The sequence below is a fragment of the Duganella sp. CT11-25 genome (genome assembly GCF_047302815.1).
Classification (GTDB): domain Bacteria; phylum Pseudomonadota; class Gammaproteobacteria; order Burkholderiales; family Burkholderiaceae_D; genus Rugamonas.
The window spans coordinates 5418587-5436570 of record NZ_JBKBFD010000001.1 but is presented as its reverse complement, the minus strand read 5'-3'; the positions used below and the strand labels follow the sequence as shown (position 1 = coordinate 5436570).

The following is a 17984-nucleotide window of genomic DNA, read 5'->3' as shown; positions in this document are numbered from 1 at the left end:
GTCCTGAAGGGATACAAAAAGTGAATTTAAGTTGCTTTACCGGATATGAAGAACATCTTACCATCGGCAGCATGACTACCCTCACCCAAAAACAATGGATCTACCGCCGCCAACCGGCCGGCCAGATCACCGCCGAGCATTACGAGCTCGTGGAACAACAACTCGACACCACGCTGGGTGACGGCGAAGTGCTGATCGCCGCGCGCTGGTTCAGCGTCGATCCCTACATGCGCATCGGCCAGTCGAGCAAGCCGACCTACGATGCCGAAGCGCATCCGCTGGACACGGTGCAGCAAGGCGCCGTCGTGGCGCAGGTACTGGCCTCGAACGCGGCCGGCTTCGCCATCGGCGACTGGGTGCACAGTTACACCGGCTGGCAAACCCATGCGCGCGTGCACGCGAGCGGCCTCAAACGCATCGACCCGGACCTGGCGCCGGTCACCACGGCATTGGGCGTGCTCGGCATGCCGGGCCGCACCGCGTGGTTCGGCCTGACCGAGTCGGGCAAGCCGCATGCGGGCGAAGTGGTGGTGGTGTCCGGCGCGGCCGGCGCGGTCGGTTCGCTGGTGGTGCAGTTCGCCAAGCGCCACGGCGCGCGCGTGCTGGGCATCGCCGGCGGCCAGGCCAAGTGCGACTGGCTGCGCGATACGCTCGGCGCGGACTGGGCCATCGACTACAAGGCCTTCGGCGATGCCGATACGCTGGGTGCCGAGATCAAGCGCCTGACCGGCGGTGTCGACGTGTATTTCGACAACGTCGGCGGCATGGTCACCGATGCGATCATTCCGATGATCAACCGCCGCGCGCGCATCGTCATCTGCGGCCAGATCAGCCAGTACAGCGGCGGCCTGGAGACGCCCGAACTTGGGCCGCGCCTGCTGCATCACATGCTGTACCAGCGCGCCACGATCCAGGGCATGCTGGCACGCGACTACCTGCACCGCATGGATGAAATGGTCCGCATCGTCGCGCCGTGGGTCAAGGCGGGCGGGATCGTGTTTGAGGAAACGGTGATCGACGGCTTCGGGCAATTGCCGTCGGCGTTGAACTCGCTGTTCACCGGCGAGCATCGCGGCAAGCTGCTGGTGAAGGCATGAGAGCGCTGATTGCCGCGCTGGCCCTGATCGCCACCAGCGCCGGCGCGGCGGACGTGACCTACGGCATGCACGGCATGGCGCTATTCGGCGGCAAGGACGGCTTGTACGCATCGCACCTGCCGATGTTCCATGCGCCGCACGACTATCAGGTGGTGCTGCAGGTGCACGTCGCCGATCCGGCGACCGACGCCGCGCTGCGCAAGCGGCTCGACGGCAAGACCGCGTTGTGGACCATCGCACCGGAAAAGTTCGAGCTGTCGCGGCTGGCGCCGCAATCGGCGTCGCCGCTGCAACAGTTCAAGGCCGATCTGGTCCAGGGTCATTTCGAGCAAGGCGGCAAGACGCAGTATGCGGCCTCCACCATCGTGGTCGACAAGGTACTGATGTTCCATAAGCTGTCGCCCGAGCAGCGCGCCGGCAGCAGCGCCAGCTACGTGCAGATCGGCAACGGCCGGCAGCGCTACCTGGTCAAGCAGATCGACAGCCGGCCGGACTACGACCACATCGTCGCCTACCGCGCCGCGCCCGCTGCGGCGACGGAGGACATCACGATCAGCCTGCAAGGCTTGCGCCAGCCGAGCGCGGCGGCGCTGGCGCAAGCCTTGCAGGTACGGCCGGACGCCATTCGTGGTACGGTCTACTTTTACACCGACGATTTGAAGTGACATGGTTCCAGCAGAATACCAAGGCTTGTGGCGCCGTAGCGGCATCTGGCGCAGCAACGGCACCAGCGACCTGACCACGCAGGTGTGGTGGTTCCAGGCGTCGCGCTACCACATCGACTTGCGCATTCCGGTCGACCACATCGGCATCACCGGCTTTGCCGGCGAGACGGTGGTCGACGGCGCGCGCTGCGAATGGCGGCCCGCCATCGCCTACCCCGCCATCAGCGCCGAGCTCGACGCCGGCTGGATGCGCTTCGACGACGCCGACCACCTCCACGAAACCGGTCTCGACAACAGCTATGAAGAAGACTGGTACCGCGAACCGACCGGCGCCATGCACGGCGTGCGGCTGGAGGAAGTGAATGGCGACGCGGTCGCCTACCTGCTCATCAGCGAACACTGGATGGCGTGGGCTTGCGGGGGTGAATTCACCGTCTATCGCCACGATCAACAATGGATCGCGCTGGCCTCCAACCTCAGCGGAAAGGAAGGCCAGGCGGTGTCGCTGAGCTTGCGCCAAGCCCTGCGATGGCAATCCGGCGAATTGATCGACTTACCGATGGCGCCCGGCACATCGTGGCGCGTAGCGGTTTGAATTCCTAGCGTTCGCCCAGTATGCGCTCGTAGACCAGCAGGTCGGCTGGCGAGAAGCAGCAGAAAGTCACCTCTTCGATGGCGGGCAGATCCGCCAGCCCGGAACGCACGGTGGCTATCGCAACAGCGGCCGCCAGTTCTATCGGATAGCCATAGATGCCGGTGCTGATGCTGGGGAAGGCGATGCTGCGCACGCTGTTGGCCGCGGCCAGCTCCAGCGAGCGCCGATAGCAGGACGCCAGCAATTCCGGCTCGCCGTCATTGCCGCCGCGCCAGACCGGACCCACCGTATGGATGATATGCCGGGCCGGCAGGCGATAGCCCTTGGTGATTTTCGCATCGCCGGTCTTGCAGCCGCCCAGCAGACGGCATTCATGCACCAGGTCAGGCCCGGCCGCACGATGAATCGCGCCATCGACGCCGCCACCGCCGAGCAGCGAGGAGTTCGCGGCATTGACGATGGCATCCATCGCCAGCCTGGTGATGTCGGACTGGATTGCTTTCATAGCCATGAATTTAGCATACCGGGAGCGGCGCGCCACAAAAAAAACAGGACACTCGCGTGTCCCGTTTTGTCTGCATCGTCAAGATTTACTCGACGGTGGCGGCAGCCTTCTTAGGCGCTGCTTTCTTGACGGGCGCTTTTTTCGCTGCGGCTTTTTTCACCGGCGCGGCTTTCGCTGCGGCGGCTTTCTTGACCGGGGCTTTTTTCGCCGGCGCTGCTTCCGCCGCACCGTCGGCCCCCTCGTCCGCAACCGCTGCCGCCTTGCCTTTGGCCGGCGCCTTGGCCTTGCGCTCTTCGAATTCGAAGCTGATCTTGCCGTCCTTGCCCTTGGTCAGGAAGGCCTTGAACGGACGGCGCGTGCGCTGCGAGACAAAGCCCGGCAGCAGATCGGTCTTGCCGTCGTTGAGCAGCTTGGCCATCTGCTCAGGCAGGATCTCCTGCTGCAGGATGATGCGGCCGCTGCGGAAATCGCACGTCTTCGGCTTGGCGACGCTGTTTTCGCAAACATAGGCCAGGCCCATCTCGTACACGCCGCCGGCGCACTTGGGGCAAGGCCCCAGCACGGTCTGGCCGGTGAAGTCGACCGGCTCCGAATCTTCCGAATCGTCGTTCTGGCCGAAGTCGAATTCCAGCTTGAAGTTCTTGATCTCTTCGTCGCGCACGATGCGCAGGATGGCCGCGAACGGACGTCCCTTCTTCGAGCGGAAACCTTGCAGCGGGCCGATGGTGCGGTCCTTCAGCAACTGCTCGACTTCCTCGATCTCGAACTGGCGGCTGCCCGGCGTCTTGCTCATCGAGAAATCGCACTTGGTGCAGGCGAAGCGGCGATAGTTTTCCTTGACCACGCTGCCGCAGTTCGGGCACGGCGTGTGCAGCGTGTGGTACTCGCCCGGGATCGTATCGTTGTCGTATTCCTTGGCGCGCTTGACGATGACCTGCGTCATCTGGGCGATTTCGCGCATGAATTCGTCACGCGAGATCTTGCCCTTTTCCATTTGCGACAGCTTGTATTCCCATTCGCCGGTCAGTTCCGGCGCGGTCAGTTCGTTGACGCCCAGGCCGCGCAGCAGCGTCATCAGCTGGAACGCTTTCGCGGTCGGCATCAGTTCGCGGCCTTCGCGCAGCAGGTAGCGTTCGGTCAGCAGGCCCTCGATGGTGGCGGCGCGCGTCGCCGGCGTGCCCAGGCCCTTGCCGGCCATCGCGTCGCGCAGCTCGTCGTCCTCGACCAGCTTGCCGGCGCCTTCCATGGCCGACAGCAAGGTCGCCTCGGTGTAGCGCGCCGGCGGCTTGGTGACCAGGCCGTTGGCGTTGACCGTGTCGGTCAGCACCTTCTCACCCTTGGCGACCGGCACCAGGTTGCCGTTGGCGTTGCCGTCCTTGTCGTCGTCGGTCGACGCTTCCTTGCCGTAGATCGCCAGCCAGCCCGGATTGGTCATGACCTTGCCTTCAGTCTTGAACTGATGGCCCATCACTTCCGTGTAGCGGGTGGTGACCTGGAATTCCGCAGGCGGGAAGAACACCGCCATGAAGCGGCGCGTCACCAGGTCGTACAGTTTTTGTTCCGGCTCGGACAGGTTCTTCGGCGCGATCGTGGTCGGGATGATCGCGAAGTGATCCGAGATCTTGGTGTTGTCGAAGATGCGCTTGTTCGGCTTGACCCACTTCTTGTCCAGGATCTGCTTGGCGAACTGGTGGTAGTTCGGGTTTTCCTTGACCACTTCCAGCGCCTGCATCACGGTCGGGATGTAGTCTTCCGGTAGGTGGCGCGAATCGGTACGCGGGTAGGTCAGCACCTTGTGCTTTTCGTACAGCGCCTGCGCCAGGCCCAGCGTGTTCTTGGCCGAGAAGCCGAAGCGCGAGTTGGCTTCGCGCTGCAGGCTGGTCAGGTCGAACAGCGCCGGCGCCATCGACGTGGTCGGCTTGGCTTCCTCGGTGACCACGCCCTGCTTGCCGCGGCAAGCCATGGCGATGGTATCGGCGGCGGCCTTGCTCCACAGGCGCTCGGCGCGCTTCTCCGGATCGGTCTCGTCCTTCTTGAACTTGGTGTCCAGCCAGCGGCCTTCGTAGACGCCGGCCGCGCAGACGAACTCGGCGCGCACTTCCCAGAAGTCGCGCGCGACGAATTTCTTGATCTTTTCTTCACGCTCGACCACGATCGACAGGGTCGGCGTCTGCACGCGGCCCACGGTGGTCAGGTAGAAACCGCCCTCTTTCGAGTTGAACGCGGTCATGGCGCGGGTGCCGTTGATGCCGATCAGCCAGTCCGCTTCCGAGCGGCAACGGGCGGCGTCGGCCAGCGGCATCATGTCTTCGTCGCTGCGCAGGTGGGTGAAGCCTTCGCGGATCGCGCCCGGCGTCATCGACTGCAGCCACAAGCGCTTGACCGGTTGCTTGGCCTTGGCGTTCTGGGCGATCAGGCGGAAAATCAGTTCCCCTTCGCGGCCCGCGTCACATGCGTTGATCAGGGTGGTGACGTCTTTACGCTTGATCAGCTTGTTCAGCACCTTGAGGCGCGATTCGGTCTTGGCGATCGGGTTCAGCGCGAAATACGGCGGAATCATCGGCAGGTGCGCGAAGCTCCATTTGCCGCGTTTGACGTCATGTTCTTCCGGTACGGCGATTTCCAGCAGGTGGCCGACGGCGGAGGACAGCACGTACTCGTCGGATTCAAAGTACTCATCGTGCTTGGTGAAGCCGCCAAGCGTCTTCGCGATGTCGTTCGCGACAGAAGGCTTCTCGGCGATGATGAGGGTTTTGGTCATATTTTGTATCTCGTTTTTAACACTTGGGAGGGTGACAGCATGCGCATCATACATGGATCGCCCCGCAGTCTGCACTTTTGCGATGCGGATGACAAGGCTGAGGGTCTTACAGTCTTGTCAAAGCGCCAATGATAAGCGCGTTGCCGGCCAGACTGCAAGCGAACAGAAGCTCCCGGAGCGGGAATGTTGTTTAATTTGTTTCTCGATGGCAACGCAAAGACGCTGCGCCGCACGTTTTCAGTGCAGCAGGCGGGGCGCCTGGTCCTCGTCCGAACCGAACAGGTCGTCGAACATCAGCGCGTCCGGCTCCTTGCCTTGGCTCCAGAGCAACATCAGCACGATGACCTTGAGCTTGCCCAGCGACACCGGCGCCTCGTCCAGCGCCAGCGCGCGTTCAATGACGATTTCGCGTTGCAAAGGCGTCAACACCTTGGCCGATTCCAGGAACTGGATGAAGCCGATCGCCGCGGCGCCGAGCACGTCCTGCTCTTCGTCGACGTAGAAACGGGTGCCGGTCGAGGCCGCCGTCAGCGAATGTTCAACACCGGCCATGGCCGTCAGGTCGGTCAGCCACACCAGGGCCTCGGAGATCTCGACGTCGTCAAAACCGACGGCCGATAGCTTCTTCGCCAATGCAGCCGGTTCCGGACAGGCATCGGGACGGTAATAAGTCTCGTAGAGATAAACAAGGATGTCGAACATGGCTCTACTCTATCAGTTAAAACAGATTGGATACAAGTGCCGCACTCATCGGTAGGCCAGGCGGGCCGGGGGCGGACTACGCGCGCAGGCGCTGAAACATTCCGCCCGGCAAACGCTCCACCAGCCCGGCCAATTCCAGCGCCAGCAACTGCCGCTGCAGTTCGGCGGCGGACTGCCCCAGGCGCACCGCCAGCAGCTCGGCCTGGGCGATATCGTCGCCGATGGCCTCCAGCACCAGGTCGACGAAGCTGTCGTCCAGCGCCGGACGGGCGCCGGCCTCGCCGTCGGCCAGCATCCGCATGTCGCGCAACACGTCGGCGGCGGTCTCCACCAGCCGCGCGCCCTCGCGGATCAGCTGGTGGCAGCCCTTGGACAGCGTCGCGTGGACCGAGCCCGGCATGGCGTACACGTCGCGCCCCTGCGCGGCCGCCAGGCGCGCCGTGATCAGCGAGCCGGACTTGGCCGCCGCCTCCACCACCAGCACGCCGTGCGCCAGTCCGCTGATGACGCGATTGCGGCGCGGAAAGTTGTCCTTCAGCGGCGGCGTGCCCAGCGCGTATTCGCTGACGATGCAGCCCTCCTCGGCGATGCGGCGCGCCAGCATTTCATTGCGCCGGGGATAGATGCGGTCGGCGCCGGTGCCGATCACCGCCACCGTGCCGCCTTCGCCGCTCAGGCCGCCCGCATGGGCCGCCGCGTCGATGCCCAGCGCCAGCCCGGAAATGATGGTCAAGCCCGCCTCGGACAGCACCTGCGCCATGCGCCCGGCGTTCAGCACGCCCTGCGCGCTGGCGTTGCGCGCGCCCACCACGGCCAGCGCGCGCCGCGCCAGCAGCTCGGTGCGGCCCTGCAGGTACAGCAGCAGCGGCGGCGCGGCCAGCTGGCGCAGCAATTCGGGATAGTCGGGATGGTCCAGCGTCAGCAGGTGGTGGCCGGATTGTTGCTGCCAGGCCAGCGTGGCGTCGGCCAGCGCCGCCAGCGACGCGGGTGGCGGACGCAGCAGGGCATCGGCCTGGTCCCGCTTGACCAGCGCCGCCAACTCGCTGTGGGGGGCGTTGAAGATCGCCTCCGGCGTGTGGAAACGCGCCAGCAGCTTGTGCGCCGTCAGCAGGCCGACGCCGTCGGTCAGCTCCAGGCGCAGCCAGCCGGCCAGCATGGCCGCTGTCAGGGAGGGTGGGGGATCCGTGGCTTGCACGGCGCGTTTTACTCCGGCGACTTGGCGACGTCGCCCACTTCCACCGGCGCCGACACCTGCATGATCAAGCCGTAGGAAATATGCTTAAACACGCGGAAGATAAACAAGCTGCCCACTTCCTCGTCCGGCAGCTTGACCTGCTGCTCGCGCATCCCCAGCCAACCCTTGTCGGCGGTGGAATCGCTCACAGTTCTTCCCGCATGGTACAGCTGCAGCACGGAACCGACATCGAGTCCGTCAAGCTTTCCGCGATTAATGCTGACAATCTGGTTCTGCCCGGCGTGCGAAACGCCGCCGTAGATCGCCACCACGCGCGAATCGACCTTGTGCTCGGGCGGGTGCGGCACATAGTTCTGCATCGGCGTCGGCGGCACGGCGCGCAGCTGGTCGCCCTTGCCCATCTCTTCCTTGGCGGTGGCGACGACAAAGGTATGCACGTCGCTGCCGGAGCCGGGCTTGGCCTCGGTCTGCAGTTTCAGCGTGCCCAGGTAGAAGGCTTCGTGGCCGATGACTTTCTTGGTGACAGGGTCTTTCAGCGGCGAACCCGGGCGGAACACCTGGAACGAGGTGTGACCGTTCAGCTCGCCGCGCACATAGGCCTTGTCATCCTTGCCGAGGAACACCCGGCCCTCCTGCGTGGCGATCACGCGCGGCGCGCCCTTCAGTTCGTCGTCCTCGATGATCAGGGGCTGGGTCAGGAACGGTTCGATGACGCCGGCCGGGATCGAGGTGACGGCATCCTTGCCCAGGCCCTCGGTGCGCAGCTGCGGCTGCAGGCGCAGGTTGGACGGGTCGTTGACGCCGCTGTTGGCGTCGATCCGGTTGCCCAGCCGCAAACGGCCGGCGGCGCGGTCGAACCAGATGATCTGGCCCGGATAAATCCAGTGCGGATTGGCGATCTCGTCGCGGTTCATGCCCCAGACGGTAGGCCAGCACCATGGCAGGTCGAGGAATTTACCGGAGATATCCCACAGCGTGTCGCCCTTGACGACCAGGTGCTGGTCTGGCGCATCGGCCCGGAACTCGCACTTCAGAGGGGCCGCCGAAGCTGCTGTCGCGCCCGAAAAAAGCGCCGCTAATACTAAGCGGGTGCCGACTGTGCTAAAATTTTTCATTAGAAGATCCAGTAGATGCGCCTCAGGCACACGACAGCAAGTAGACAGAAGGCTTGCCAAATTGAATCAAATTCTGCCCATAAATCCTTGAACTAGCAAGAGAAACCGCGCTCCGGACAGCTGCGCGGCTGTTGCGTTTTTGATGGCGAAAAGCGCCAAGTTATCAAGGCATTCACTTAGTTATCAACACAGTTACGAAGTACAGCACATGGCTATCTTAAATATTTTGCGTTACCCCGATCCACGCCTGCACAAAGTGGCCAAGCCGGTCGCCGCGTTCGACGAGCGCCTGGAAAAGCTGGTCGCCGACATGGCCGAAACCATGTACGAAGCGCCGGGCATCGGCCTGGCCGCGTCGCAGGTCGACGTGCACGAGCAGGTCGTGGTGATCGACATCACCGAAGAAAAGAACGCGCTGGTCGCGTATATCAACCCGGAAATCCTCTGGGCCAGCGACGACAAGCAGATCTACGACGAAGGCTGCCTGTCGGTGCCGGGCATCTACGACGGCGTCGAGCGCTCGTCCAAGGTCAAGGTGCGCGCCTTCGACGTCAAGGGCCAGCCGTTTGAAGTGGAAGCCGAAGGCTTGCTGGCGGTCTGCATCCAGCACGAAATGGATCACCTGAAGGGCAAGGTCTTCGTCGAATACCTGTCGCCGCTCAAGCGCAACCGCATCAAGACCAAGCTGGTCAAGGAAGAGCGCGGCCTGGAACGCGAAGCCCAGCTGCGCGCGCAACGCCGCAGCTTCTAACCCCCTTTGCGGGGTCAGTGCCGACATTCGGACACGAGCTGTGCCGTAGCAGCTGCTACGGCACAGCTCGTGTCCGAATGTCGGCACTGACCCCGCCCGTAATATCCGCCGGCCAGCGGCGCCGGCCGGCGACCGTCACAAGGAAACAGCATGAAAGTGATCTTCGCCGGCACGCCGGAATTTGCCGCCGTGGCCCTGCAGTCCCTGCATGAGGCCGGCTTCGAAATCCCGTTGGTGCTGACCCAGCCCGACCGTCCCGCCGGTCGCGGCATGCATCTGCAGCCGTCCGCCGTCAAGCAATACGCCGTGACGCACGGCATCGAAGTGCTGCAGCCGCTGTCGCTGCGCACCGACAGCAAGGATCCGCTGCGCGCCGAGCAGGCGCTGGCAGCCCACGCGCGCCTGCTGTCGACGCCTTACGATGTGATGGTGGTCGCCGCCTACGGCCTGATCCTGCCGCGCAGCACGCTCGACATCAAACCCTGCCTCAACATCCACGGCTCGCTGCTGCCGCGCTGGCGCGGCGCCGCGCCGATCCACCGCGCGATCGAAGCGGGCGACGCCGAGACCGGCATCACCATCATGGAAATGGAAGAAGGCCTGGACACCGGCCCGATGCTGCTGATCGAACGCATCGCCATCGGCGAGCACGACACCACCGGCATGGTGCACGACAAGCTGGCCGCGCTGGGCGGCAAGATGATCGTCGAGGCGCTCAACAAGATGCAGCACGGCCAGCTGGAAGCGGTGACGCAGCCGGAAGAAGGCGTCAACTACGCGGCCAAGATCAGCAAGGAAGAGGCGGCGCTGGATTTCAGCCAGTCCGCCGTCGAGATCGGCCGCAAGATCCGCGCCTTCAATCCCTTCCCCGGCGCGCACGGCACGGTCAACGGCGTCAACGTCAAGCTGTGGGGCGCCGAAGTGCTGGAGTCCGACAGCAAGGCGCCGGCCGGCCAGGTGCTGGCGGCCGATGCGCAACACGGCATCGTGGTGGCGTGCGGCAGCGGCGCGCTGCGCCTGACCGAACTGCAAAAGCCGGGCGGCAAGCGCCTGCCCGCAACCGAGTTCATCAAGGGCTTCCCGCTCGACGGCCTGGCTTTCGCCTGATCTTCAGCGGACCGCCGCAGCGCGACGCTTCCTCCCGGATCCAGGCGCCGACCGCCGCCGCATCGTCGCCGGCGCCGTCGCGGCGCTGGATCAGCCAGTAGCCGTAGTCGCTGGCGGCGGGCGGCAACGCGCTGGCCGGCGCCAGCTTGCCCTGTTCCAGCAAGGGCCGCACCAGCTCCAGCCGTCCCAGCGCCACGCCCTGCCCTGCCAGCGCCGCCTGCACCACCTGGTCGTATTGATTAAAGCGCAGCATGCCCTTCGGCTTGACGCGCCCGGCGCCGGCGCCACTCAGCCAGTCCGCCCATTGCAGCCAGGGCCGCGACACATCATCGAACTCCAGCAGCACATGCTGGCGCAACTGCGCCGCATCCTCGATCGCCGCCACCGCCAGCGCCGGATGCGCCACCGGCACCAGCGCCTCGCCGAACAGGCGCAGCGCACCTTCGGGCGCATCCTGCGGCCTGCAATAGCGCAGCGACAAATCCACCTGCTCCCGCTCCAGATCGACAAAACGGTTGCTGGCCGCGAGCCGCACATCGATCTGCGGCGCCGCCTGCTGGAAGGCGTTCAGGCGCGGCAGCAGCCACAGCGCGGTCACGCCGATGCTGGCGCTGATGGTGACCGGCTGCCGCGCGTCGCCGGGACGCAGGCTCGCCACCACGTCGCCCAGCTGTTCCAGCATCGCGTCGGCGCTGCGGAACAGCCGCCGCCCCTCGCCGGTGAACTCGATGGAACGGTGGCCGCGCACCAGCAGGCGGTAGCCGAGCGACGCCTCCAGCGCCTGCACCTGGCGGCTGAGCGCCGACTGCGTCAGGCATATATCCTGCGCCGCCAGTGTGATACTCATGCGCCGGCCGGCTGCGACAAAGCTGCGCAGCAGGTCCAGCGGAGGCAAATCCAGTAGTCGATTGGGCATGTCGCCAATGTAGCACGCATGCGCATATGGAATGCGAAATCGCCGAAGATATCGTTTGAGCGGCGGCGCCGGATGGCATTCAATGAGGCTTTCAAGGAGGAATACCGTGACAGACTCAATCATCGCCGAACTGGAGTTCCTGCGCCCGACGCCTGAGCGTCCTTTCACCTATATGTATCCGCCGCCGGCCGGGCAGCCGTGGCAGAACGCGGCCTACGAGCGCGTGCCGGTGGCGATCCGCGATGCGCGCGGCGCGGCGCTCTCGATCCAGCGCGAGGGCTATGTGCTGCGCCACGCGCCCAGCACGGTAGACGACTTCCTGGACAAGGAACAGGTGATACAGCGGTATTATCCGGAGGTGGCGGAACTGGCGCTGGATATCTCGGGCGCCAGCCGGGCGTTCGTGTTCGACCATCTGCTGCGCAAGCGCCAGCCGGGAACGCCACAGGCCTTCGGCCGGATCGAGGGCCACCGCCCCGGCGCGGCGGGACGCGTGCATTGCGATTTCACTGCGACATCGGCGCGGCGCCGGCTGGCGCTGGAGCTGGGCGGGCGCGCCGCCGGGGTGGCGCGCTACAGCATCGTCAACCTGTGGCGCCCGATCCGCCATCCGGTGCGCGATGCCCCGCTGGCGGTATGCGATGCGCGCAGCGTCGATCCCGCCGACCTGGTGGCGAGCGATATTTTTTATCCCGATCGCCAGGGCGAGATTTACCAGGTCATGCACAGCCCCACGCATCGCTGGTCGTACTTTCCGGCGATGACGCGCGACGAAGTGCTGGTTTTCAAGCAGTTCGACTCGGCGTCGCAGGCCGGCTGCACGCCGCATGCCGCCTTTGAACACCCCGCAGCGCCGGCCGGCACGCCGCCACGGGAAAGCATAGAAATCCGTTGCCTGCTCATCTATGAAGGAGACGAAAAATGACACTTGAATTCTGGTTCGACTTCGCCAGCAACTACAGCTACCTGAGCATCATGCGCATACGCCGGCTGGCGCCCGATGGCGTGCTCTGGCGGCCATTCCTGCTGGGGCCGATCTTCAAGGATGCCGGCTGGGACAACTCGCCCTTTGTGCTGCAAAAGAACAAGGGCGACTATGTGTGGCAGGACATGCCGCGCCAATGCGTCAAGTACGGCCTGCCGTGGCGGCAACCGTCCGCGTTCCCGCGCAATTCGCTGCTGGCCGCGCGCATCGGCGTGCTGTGCGAAGACCAGCCGTGGATGCCGGACTTCTGCGAGCGCGTCATGCTGGCCAACTTTGCCGATGACCGCGACATCGGCAGCGCCGATTGCATGGCGGAGATCCTGACCACGCTGGGCCAGGACGCGCAAGCGATCCTGCGCGCCGCCGCCAGCGACGACAATAAGGCCAGGCTGCGCGCCCGCACCGAACAGGCCAAGGCCTTGCGCATCTTCGGCGCGCCGACCTTCCTGGTGGGCGGCGATATGTTCTGGGGTGACGACCGGCTGGACGATGCGCTGGCGCACGCGCGGCGCGGGCCGGGCTAGTCCAGCGGCACCACGCGGTCGCCCTCGCCGGGCTGGCAGCCTTCGGCGATCGGTTCCCAGCCGCGATGAATCACGATCCGCCGGTCGTCATGGCACAGCTCGACACGCTCGCTGGCAGGGAAACGTTCGCGCACAAAAGTCTCGACGGTGGACGGCAGGCTGATCTCCAGTCTCATCGTCCGGCGGTCATCGTCGGGATGATCGTCCAGGTGCAGCAGCGGCACGAAATACGAGGCCAGCATCAGCAGGCGCGAATTCACGTCCACCGGCTGCGGCGCGTAATGCGCATCGCGCAGCCAGGCTTGTGCGCGTTCGCGCAAGTCCTCGCCATCGGGCAGGTCGCCCCACCCTGCGGCGATCATTTCCATGATCCACTGATTGCAGTTCTGGTAGCGCAGGCCGTAGGCATAGGCATTGGCGCTGTAGTGCGCGGCCAGCAGATGCAGCACGCGCGGATTGTCGAGCAAGGCGGGACGCAGCGTCAGCACCGCCTGCGCCGGCAAGCGCACGATGCTCAGGTAGCCCAGCCTGGGATCGTCGGTGCCCAGCGCGAAACCGGCCAGGCCCTGGTCGTAGATGCGCGGCCGCCGTTCGTCGCAAGCGTAGTACAGCTGGCGCGCCGACCACAGCCCGCTTTCTGAGCGCCATGCCAGCGCGGCGTGCGAATAGCGTATGCCAAAGCGCGACAGGTCCAGCCCGGAGCGGCTGACCAGCGCCACGCCATCCCCGGTGGCGGCCAGTTCCTCGCGCAGCACGGCGGCGAAGCGCAGCAGGCGGTCCTGCTCGGCGGCGGTCAGCGGCTGGTCGCGGTCGCAAAACCGCGAGGCGCCGGACGACGCGCCGGCCGCGCACGCCAGCAGCAACGCGGCCAGCGCGCGGACTATCTTCAAATGCCGACCGGACGCGAAGCCAGTTCGCCGTACCACTCGTCGGCCAGCACCAGGTAGAACGGCTGGCGCGTGTCGCCGCGGCCGAACTCGACGCCGTAGACGCGGTTGTGCGCATACATCACATCGCCGGCGGCGAGGCCCTGCTGGTCGAAGGTCGCTTGCGGCAGGTCCAGCACGATGCGCTGTTGCGGATCGTCGGCCTGCATGGTCACGCGGGTGCGGCCCGCGCGGTCCGGGGTGGCGGCGATCTGGATGATGCGGTACTCGCCATCGGCCACCTTGCGGTCGCCGTGCGAGCTGTTGCTGGAGCCGGACAGCGAATCGGACACGCTGCCGCTCGACGCCGATCCGGCGCTGGAGGCCGACGAGGCGAAGCTTTCGGCATGGGCTTGCAAGGCGAGACCCAGCGCCCCGGCCGCGACGATCAAACGTAACGAGATATTCATCAACACTTCCTCAGCTATGCAAATCGATAAGTATACGATCTTTTTCCGCCACAAAAAGGTGACGACCAGAAAGAATTCTCTCCAACTGTAACGAATCAGGCATATGATAAAGCCACAGATGCTGCTCTTCAGGGAGTTCATGATGCCTGCTTATTCGTTTGTCAGCCAGTTGCGACTGGCGCACAAGTTTCTGATCTTGAGCGGCATCGCCCTGCTCCTGGCCAGCATCCCCACCTATTTCTATGTGCGCGAGGCCGCCAAGGGCCTGGACGCGTATGAAAGCGAACAGGAAGGCCTGCCGCAGGTGGCGGAAGTGATGAAGACCGTCCAGTTCACCCAGCAGCATCGCGGCCTCGCGGCCCTGGTGCTGGGCGGGGTGGCGGGAGTCGACGACAAGCGCCAGGCCAAGCAGGCCGAGGCCGACCAGTCCTATGTCAAGGTCGACGCGCTGGTCAAGGCGATGCACAATCCCGCCGTCGACCAGATCTGGGACAAGGCCAGGCGCGACTGGGAAACCCTGCGCGCCGGCGTCGGCAACAAGAGCCTGACCGTGCCGCAAAGCTTTGCCGCCCACAGCGCGCTGGTGCCGCAACTGCTCAAGCTGAACGATAGGATCGGCGACCACTTCGGTCTCAGCCTCGACCCCGACCGCGACAGCTATCAACTGATCCAGTCGATGTACTACCAGTTGCCCTACCTGACCGAGGAACTGGGCCGGACACGCGCGCTCGGCGCCGGCCTGCTGGCGCGCCACGCCGCCAGCTCGGAAGAGCGCATCGCGCTGTCGTCCACCATCGGCCGCGTCAACGACAGGCTGGATCAAACCCACACCGCGTTCGACAAGGCGGTGCATCACAATCCGGCCATCGCCACCACGCTGGGCCCGATGATGCAGGAAGCCAGTGCGGCGGCCGCCGCGCTCACCCGCCTGGCCGGCGAACAAATCATCCGCAAGGAAACGCCCGACTATCCGGCGCCGGACTACGTGGCGCTGGCCACCCAGACGATCGACCTGCAATTCAAGCTCAACAGCGCCGCCAACGCGGTGCTGCAAACCATGCTGACCGAGAAGATCGCCGCCTTCCACCGCACCCGCTGGGCCATGCTGGGCTGCATGGCGGGACTGATCGCGCTGGCCGGCTGGGTGGCGCGGATGATTTCGCGCTCGGTCACGGTGCCGCTGCAAAACGCCATCAGCGTCGCGCAGAGCGTGGCGCGCGGCGACCTGGTGTCGGACTTCGATGTCGGCGCGCCGGACGAGGTGGGACAGATGCTGCGCGCGCTGCGCGAAATGAACGACAGCCTGCGCACCATCGTCAGCGACGTGCGCACCAGCATCGACAACATCGGCGCCGCCACGCGCGACATCGCCAGCGGCAACGCCGACGTCTCGGCGCGACTGGAATCGCAAGCCTCCAACCTGGAGGAGACCGCTTCGTCCATGGAGCAGCTGACATCCACCGTCAGGCAGAATGCGGAAAACGCCCACCAGGCCAACCTGCTGGTGGGCAGCGCCTCCAGCGTGGCCACCAAGGGTGGCCACGTGGTGGCGCAAGTGGTGCGGACGATGGGAGAGATCAACGCCAGCTCGCACCGCATCGTCGACATCATCTCGGTGATCGACGGCATCGCCTTCCAGACCAATATCCTGGCCCTGAATGCAGCGGTGGAAGCGGCCCGCGCCGGCGAGCAGGGGCGCGGTTTCGCCGTGGTGGCCAGCGAGGTGCGCAACCTGGCCCAGCGCTCGGCCGCCGCCGCCAAGGAAATCAAGGACTTGATCGGCGCCAGCGTGGAAAAAGTGGACGCCGGCAACGTGCTGGCCGAACAGGCCGGCAAGGCGATCGACGAAGTGGTGGCCAGCGTCGAGCGCATCACCGGCATCATGGCCGAGATCGCGACCGCCTCTGCCGAGCAAGGCGCCGGCATCGAGCAGGTCAATCAGGCCGTCACGCAGATGGACGACATGACGCAGCAGAATGCCGCGCTGGTGGAGCAGACCGCGGCCGCGTCGGCCAGCCTGCAGGAGCAGGCCCAGACGCTGATGGCGTCGATGAGCGTGTTCAAGCTGGAGGCCGGCGGCGGCGACAGCAGCCCCCGCCTGTCCGCGCCGGTGCGGCAGGCGCAGCGGCGCGGCACGCGCTTTCAATTGAACTGAGCCAGCAACGCATCCGCCCCATTGCGGATGCCGGCCTTGGACGCATCCATCTTGCCCAGGCTGGCCGGGATATTCATCGGACTCGGATATTGCTTGGTCACATAAGCGCTGACCAGCAGGTTGGTGCTGGCGTCATACAATTCGACCGCGTAGCTGACCGAGCCGGTGAACGCGCCCTCCTTGCCCCGGATGCTCTGCACGATGTTGTACGGGCCGCCCGCCAGGTCGAAGCGCGACGCCGTGCTGAGGAAGCGCGTGCTGGACTTGGCGCCGGTCAGCGTCAGCTTCAGCCGCAGCGTGTTCCAGCCTGCCTCGCGGCTGATGCGGAAGCGGCCCCTCAGGCGCGTCTCGAACTCGCTTTGCATGTAGGCCGCAAGCATGGTCTTCTCTTCGTCCGAGACTTCCTCGAACTGGCCGTCCGGACCGCTATACACGGTCACCGGGTCGATGATGATGCTCGAATAGTCCCGCAAATTGACCTGCGTTGAATAGTTGTACGGCATGCGCCCGCTGCTGTCGCCGACGTTGGGACGCAACTGGGGCGACGATGCCAGCCCGCCGTAGGCGACCGGCTGGGTGCTGGCGCAGCCGGCGATCGCGCCGCATAGCGCGACCAGGATGGGAAACTGCGATTTGAATGAAAAGTGCATGACTGGCCTTATCTGATGAGAGGAAAGTATGCGTTCGAGATTTTCAAAACTGAACACATATGTACAGTATTGAAGAGTTGGCAAACACTGTCAAGCGGATTTCGGCATAAAATGTACGATCGGGTTCAGATATGGAGTGGCAATGAAGGTCAGGACAGAGGCGCGCAGGCGGGCCATCGTTGAGGCGGCGGCAGCGCTGTTTCAGGAAACCGGCTATGAAGGCGCCTCGATGAGCGAGGTGGCGAAGCGCTGGGGCGGATCGAAGGTCACGCTGTACGGCTACTTCCCGTCCAAGGAATTGCTGTTCATGGCGGTGGTGGAGGCGCACGCGACCTCTCACCTGGCGGAGGCGACGCGGGAATTGGTGGCGGCCCCGATGAACCGGGGCGAGCTGGAAACGATGTTGCTGCGTTTCGGCGAACGGATGCTGCATGTGTTGACCAACGACCGTACCGCGCTGTCGGTCTACCGCATGGTGGTGGCCGAATCGGGGCGCTCCGAAGTCGGCGAGCTATTCCGCAACGCCGGGCCGCGCGCGGCGGAGGCAACGCTGGCCGCCGTGCTGGCCGCCGCCATGCAGCGCGGCGAAATCCGCAAGGCCGATCCGGCGGTGACGGCCTCCCAATTCCTGGCGCTGGTGACGGCGGAAGTGAATGCGCGCGTGTTCCAGCGCGATCCGCCGCCGCTGTCGCCGGAGGAGATCCGGCGCATGGTCGGCCGCGCGGCCGAGATGTTCTTCGCCGGAACCACGCCGCGGCCGTAAGCCACATGTGCTGAAACATTGCGGAAAGTGGCAGCGCGCATCGGCTTCGTATCTTAAGCTCGCGTGATGCATGTCCACGAAAATCGGCGGCGGCTTCTTGCTGACAAGTCCGGCGCGCCACAGCAGATTGTTGCTGCGATGCAGCGGTCGGCTGAAGCATAT

The 17984-nt window shown here is 65.1% G+C and carries 18 protein-coding genes; 9 read left to right on the top strand and 9 right to left on the bottom strand.

All coding sequences use genetic code 11. The annotated features are described in order from the left end of the window. The first annotated feature begins 71 nt into the window (after positions 1 to 71). The 3 genes from ACEN9F_RS23435 to ACEN9F_RS23425 are packed head-to-tail and all read left to right on the top strand — an operon-like array spanning position 72 to position 2357. On the top strand, positions 72 to 1097 hold the full coding sequence (locus ACEN9F_RS23435; protein WP_413423814.1) for an NADP-dependent oxidoreductase: 1026 nt from the start codon (positions 72 to 74) through the stop codon (positions 1095 to 1097). Then, entirely contained in the window at positions 1094 to 1762 is a 669-nt protein-coding gene (locus ACEN9F_RS23430) for a hypothetical protein (RefSeq protein WP_413423812.1), read from the top strand. The genes ACEN9F_RS23435 and ACEN9F_RS23430 overlap by 4 nt, the downstream gene beginning before the upstream one ends. Position 1763: 1 nt before the next feature. Beyond that, positions 1764 to 2357, top strand: coding sequence for a hypothetical protein (locus ACEN9F_RS23425; RefSeq protein ID WP_413423811.1), 594 nt, complete (start codon positions 1764 to 1766; stop codon positions 2355 to 2357). A 4-nt stretch (positions 2358 to 2361) separates the two neighbouring features. Here ACEN9F_RS23425 and ACEN9F_RS23420 read toward each other — a convergent pair whose 3' ends face one another. From ACEN9F_RS23420 to ACEN9F_RS23400, 5 genes are all read right to left on the bottom strand, one after another. Beyond that, positions 2362 to 2868, bottom strand: coding sequence for an O-acetyl-ADP-ribose deacetylase (locus tag ACEN9F_RS23420; protein WP_413423809.1), 507 nt, complete (start codon positions 2866 to 2868; stop codon positions 2362 to 2364). A 79-nt stretch (positions 2869 to 2947) separates the two neighbouring features. Further along, a complete protein-coding gene (locus ACEN9F_RS23415; RefSeq protein ID WP_413423807.1) occupies positions 2948 to 5623 on the bottom strand; it encodes a DNA topoisomerase III in 2676 nt (891 codons plus the stop codon). Between the two features lie 237 nt (positions 5624 to 5860). Further along, complete coding sequence (locus tag ACEN9F_RS23410) at positions 5861 to 6325, bottom strand: DUF494 family protein (protein WP_413423805.1); 465 nt, start codon at positions 6323 to 6325, stop codon at positions 5861 to 5863. Between the two features lie 76 nt (positions 6326 to 6401). Further along, on the bottom strand, positions 6402 to 7520 hold the full coding sequence (gene dprA / locus ACEN9F_RS23405; protein ID WP_413423803.1) for a DNA-processing protein DprA: 1119 nt from the start codon (positions 7518 to 7520) through the stop codon (positions 6402 to 6404). An 8-nt stretch (positions 7521 to 7528) separates the two neighbouring features. After that, a complete protein-coding gene (locus ACEN9F_RS23400) occupies positions 7529 to 8635 on the bottom strand; it encodes a LysM peptidoglycan-binding domain-containing protein (protein ID WP_413423801.1) in 1107 nt (368 codons plus the stop codon). A 208-nt stretch (positions 8636 to 8843) separates the two neighbouring features. On the opposite strand from ACEN9F_RS23400, the gene def reads away from it, so the two are divergent. Together def and fmt are read left to right on the top strand one after the other, a co-directional pair. Beyond that, positions 8844 to 9386 (top strand): peptide deformylase, encoded by a 543-nt coding sequence (def, locus tag ACEN9F_RS23395; RefSeq protein WP_413423799.1) that lies wholly within the window; start codon positions 8844 to 8846, stop codon positions 9384 to 9386. 150 nt (positions 9387 to 9536) lie between these two features. Beyond that, positions 9537 to 10493 (top strand): methionyl-tRNA formyltransferase, encoded by a 957-nt coding sequence (gene fmt / locus ACEN9F_RS23390; protein WP_413423797.1) that lies wholly within the window; start codon positions 9537 to 9539, stop codon positions 10491 to 10493. On the opposite strand, the gene ACEN9F_RS23385 is transcribed toward fmt, so the two are convergent. Next, positions 10456 to 11409 (bottom strand): LysR substrate-binding domain-containing protein, encoded by a 954-nt coding sequence (locus ACEN9F_RS23385; protein WP_413423795.1) that lies wholly within the window; start codon positions 11407 to 11409, stop codon positions 10456 to 10458. The two genes, fmt and ACEN9F_RS23385, sit on opposite strands and share 38 nt — an antisense overlap. A gap of 106 nt (positions 11410 to 11515) precedes the next feature. Between ACEN9F_RS23385 and ACEN9F_RS23380 the strand changes: the two genes are divergently transcribed. Next, positions 11516 to 12334, top strand: a complete 819-nt coding sequence (locus ACEN9F_RS23380; protein WP_413423793.1) for a CmcJ/NvfI family oxidoreductase — start codon at positions 11516 to 11518, stop codon at positions 12332 to 12334. After that, the gene (locus ACEN9F_RS23375) at positions 12331 to 12918 is read left to right on the top strand and encodes a 2-hydroxychromene-2-carboxylate isomerase (protein WP_413423791.1); all 588 of its coding nucleotides are present in this window, start codon (positions 12331 to 12333) and stop codon (positions 12916 to 12918) included. Before ACEN9F_RS23380 ends, ACEN9F_RS23375 begins: the two co-directional genes overlap by 4 nt. Here ACEN9F_RS23375 and ACEN9F_RS23370 read toward each other — a convergent pair. Then, positions 12915 to 13808: a DUF2145 domain-containing protein gene (locus tag ACEN9F_RS23370; RefSeq protein WP_413423789.1), complete on the bottom strand. Its 894-nt coding sequence runs from the start codon at positions 13806 to 13808 to the stop codon at positions 12915 to 12917. The two genes, ACEN9F_RS23375 and ACEN9F_RS23370, sit on opposite strands and share 4 nt — an antisense overlap. After that, positions 13805 to 14254, bottom strand: coding sequence for a hypothetical protein (locus tag ACEN9F_RS23365; RefSeq protein WP_413423787.1), 450 nt, complete (start codon positions 14252 to 14254; stop codon positions 13805 to 13807). The genes ACEN9F_RS23370 and ACEN9F_RS23365 overlap by 4 nt, the downstream gene beginning before the upstream one ends. Before the next feature lie 142 nt (positions 14255 to 14396). Between ACEN9F_RS23365 and ACEN9F_RS23360 the strand changes: the two genes are divergently transcribed. Further along, the gene (locus ACEN9F_RS23360) at positions 14397 to 16409 is read left to right on the top strand and encodes a methyl-accepting chemotaxis protein (RefSeq protein ID WP_413427157.1); all 2013 of its coding nucleotides are present in this window, start codon (positions 14397 to 14399) and stop codon (positions 16407 to 16409) included. Here the strand turns inward: ACEN9F_RS23360 and ACEN9F_RS23355 are convergent. Next, complete coding sequence (locus ACEN9F_RS23355; RefSeq protein ID WP_413423785.1) at positions 16397 to 17059, bottom strand: DUF3313 domain-containing protein; 663 nt, start codon at positions 17057 to 17059, stop codon at positions 16397 to 16399. The genes ACEN9F_RS23360 and ACEN9F_RS23355 overlap by 13 nt on opposite strands. Positions 17060 to 17201: 142 nt before the next feature. Here ACEN9F_RS23355 and ACEN9F_RS23350 point away from each other — a divergent pair, with 142 nt between their 5' ends. Further along, a complete protein-coding gene (locus ACEN9F_RS23350; protein WP_413423783.1) occupies positions 17202 to 17822 on the top strand; it encodes a TetR/AcrR family transcriptional regulator C-terminal domain-containing protein in 621 nt (206 codons plus the stop codon). Positions 17823 to 17984 lie beyond the last annotated feature (162 nt).

Bases quoted from the DNA above. Each gene is read 5' to 3' on its own strand.
- def (WP_413423799.1), top strand. From the start codon at position 8,844: ATGGCTATCTTAAATATTTTGCGTTACCCCGATCCACGCCTGCACAAA.
- ACEN9F_RS23385 (WP_413423795.1), bottom strand. From the start codon at position 11,409: ATGCCCAATCGACTACTGGATTTGCCTCCGCTGGACCTGCTGCGCAGC.
- ACEN9F_RS23420 (WP_413423809.1), bottom strand. From the start codon at position 2,868: ATGGCTATGAAAGCAATCCAGTCCGACATCACCAGGCTGGCGATGGAT.
- ACEN9F_RS23360 (WP_413427157.1), top strand. From the start codon at position 14,397: ATGCCTGCTTATTCGTTTGTCAGCCAGTTGCGACTGGCGCACAAGTTT.
- ACEN9F_RS23375 (WP_413423791.1), top strand. From the start codon at position 12,331: ATGACACTTGAATTCTGGTTCGACTTCGCCAGCAACTACAGCTACCTG.
- ACEN9F_RS23410 (WP_413423805.1), bottom strand. From the start codon at position 6,325: ATGTTCGACATCCTTGTTTATCTCTACGAGACTTATTACCGTCCCGAT.
- ACEN9F_RS23425 (WP_413423811.1), top strand. From the start codon at position 1,764: ATGGTTCCAGCAGAATACCAAGGCTTGTGGCGCCGTAGCGGCATCTGG.
- ACEN9F_RS23430 (WP_413423812.1), top strand. From the start codon at position 1,094: ATGAGAGCGCTGATTGCCGCGCTGGCCCTGATCGCCACCAGCGCCGGC.
- ACEN9F_RS23400 (WP_413423801.1), bottom strand. From the start codon at position 8,635: ATGAAAAATTTTAGCACAGTCGGCACCCGCTTAGTATTAGCGGCGCTT.
- ACEN9F_RS23415 (WP_413423807.1), bottom strand. From the start codon at position 5,623: ATGACCAAAACCCTCATCATCGCCGAGAAGCCTTCTGTCGCGAACGAC.
- fmt (WP_413423797.1), top strand. From the start codon at position 9,537: ATGAAAGTGATCTTCGCCGGCACGCCGGAATTTGCCGCCGTGGCCCTG.
- ACEN9F_RS23365 (WP_413423787.1), bottom strand. From the start codon at position 14,254: ATGAATATCTCGTTACGTTTGATCGTCGCGGCCGGGGCGCTGGGTCTC.
- ACEN9F_RS23355 (WP_413423785.1), bottom strand. From the start codon at position 17,059: ATGCACTTTTCATTCAAATCGCAGTTTCCCATCCTGGTCGCGCTATGC.
- ACEN9F_RS23435 (WP_413423814.1), top strand. From the start codon at position 72: ATGACTACCCTCACCCAAAAACAATGGATCTACCGCCGCCAACCGGCC.
- ACEN9F_RS23350 (WP_413423783.1), top strand. From the start codon at position 17,202: ATGAAGGTCAGGACAGAGGCGCGCAGGCGGGCCATCGTTGAGGCGGCG.